A 1,675-nucleotide genomic window follows, 5' to 3' on the forward strand; every position below is an offset into this window, starting at 1 on the left:
TGAACAGCCCCCCGTCAAGTAGACAGTGGAAAAAATAAAAATGATCTAAACGGCTTTAGCTCTATATTCCATCGGGCTAAGGCCGTTTAGTCGTTTTTGATACCTTTCATTGTTATAAAAATTTATATAATCTTTTATAGCTTTTGAAAGTTCTTCAAATGTTTCATATTTATGTAAATAATACATTTCGCATTTAAGTGCTCCCCAAAACGATTCCATTGGTCCATTATCTATACATCTACCGACTCGCGACATACTTTGGGTCATTTTAGCTTGATCTATCCTGCGTTTAAACCCTTGAGAGGTGTACTGGAACCCACGATCACTATGAATCAGTGGATGGTCCCCATCCAAAAGCTCTGTTGCTTGGTCTAGTGTTTTAAATACAAGTTCATTATTATTAGAATGTCCTAAGACATAACTAATAATGGATCCATCATATAAATCCAGAATAGCACTTAAATAGGCTTTCTTGGAGGAACCATATTTGAACTCTGTGACATCCGTTACCCATTTTTCATTTGGCTTGTCCGCTGTGAATTCACGATTCAATACATTTTCCGCCACGTGTTGAGGAGTAGAATGCTTATAACGGGTTTTCTTTCTTCGAATGACAGATTGTATTCTTGCCACTTTCATCAATCTATAGATTCGCTTATGGTTGAAATTCTGACCGAACTTACGATTCATATTCAATGTCATTCGACGGTATCCGTAGATGCCTGCAACTTTTTCGTGGAGGATTTCCATCTCTTTGATGATGGCTTCATTTTGACATTCCCGGAAAGGAGGCTTTCGATTTAGCCATTTATAATAGGCAGCTCTAGATATTCCAGCGATTTCACAAAGTAGAATGACAGCTATATTCTCTTTCTCATGAAGTTCTTGTATAGCGGCATATTTATCTTCAAAACGGATCTGGCTTATTTTCGCCTCCTCTCGATTTCCTCTAACTTTTTTAAAAATAAATTCTCCGCACGTAAACGTTCATTTTCTCTTTCTAACCTTTTCATCTCCAGTTTCATTTTCTCTACTGGCGACAACTCTGCTTCTTCTTTTTTTCTTCCTCGTTTGTCTTTAAGGGCCTCTTCTCCTCCAACTTCATACTTTTTAACCCACTGGTACACTTGTTGATAAGAGACCTCAAAGATTTCTGCTGTTCTTTGATAATTTTTTCCGTTATTCAAACATTCAAGGACAATTTGAATCCGTTTCATCCCAAGTCGTTTTTCTTCCTTTAGTCATAGAGTTAGTCCTCCTCTTAGGCGTACCCTTTAATTCCCTATGACTATTATACTTGTTAATCCATCGTTGGAGTACAGACATACTTGAAATATTGTACTTATCAATAATTTCATTTAGAGAAAATTTACCGGAGATATAATCCAAAACAGCTGCTTCTTTTAATTCTTTAGAATAGGATTTATTTGATGTTGAAGTTTTTAGCCGATGAACACCATATTTTTTAAATTGTTTTTTCCATCTCATTAACATAGTTTTTGCTATCTGATATTTTGAACAAAACTCTCTTATGGTACCTTTCCAATTTTCCAATTCGGATAAAACATCAAGTTTAAAATGGACGGAATAATATTCTTTTGCCATATAAAAAACTCCCCTTAAGGTAACACAGATTTTTATTTTTTAATCTGTCTACCTTAAGGGGAGCATATCA

At 35.3% G+C, this 1,675-nt stretch carries 1 pseudogene; it reads right to left on the minus strand.

Annotation, left to right across the window (positions count from 1 at the left end):
* Window positions 1-45: 45 nt before the first annotated feature.
* Window positions 46-1,605 (minus strand): annotated as a pseudogene (locus tag HR057_RS16705) (IS3 family transposase).
* Between the last annotated feature and the right edge of the window lie 70 nt (window positions 1,606-1,675).

It is taken from the genome of Calidifontibacillus erzurumensis (genome assembly GCF_013303125.1).
GTDB lineage: Bacteria > Bacillota > Bacilli > Bacillales > Bacillaceae_J > Calidifontibacillus > Calidifontibacillus erzurumensis.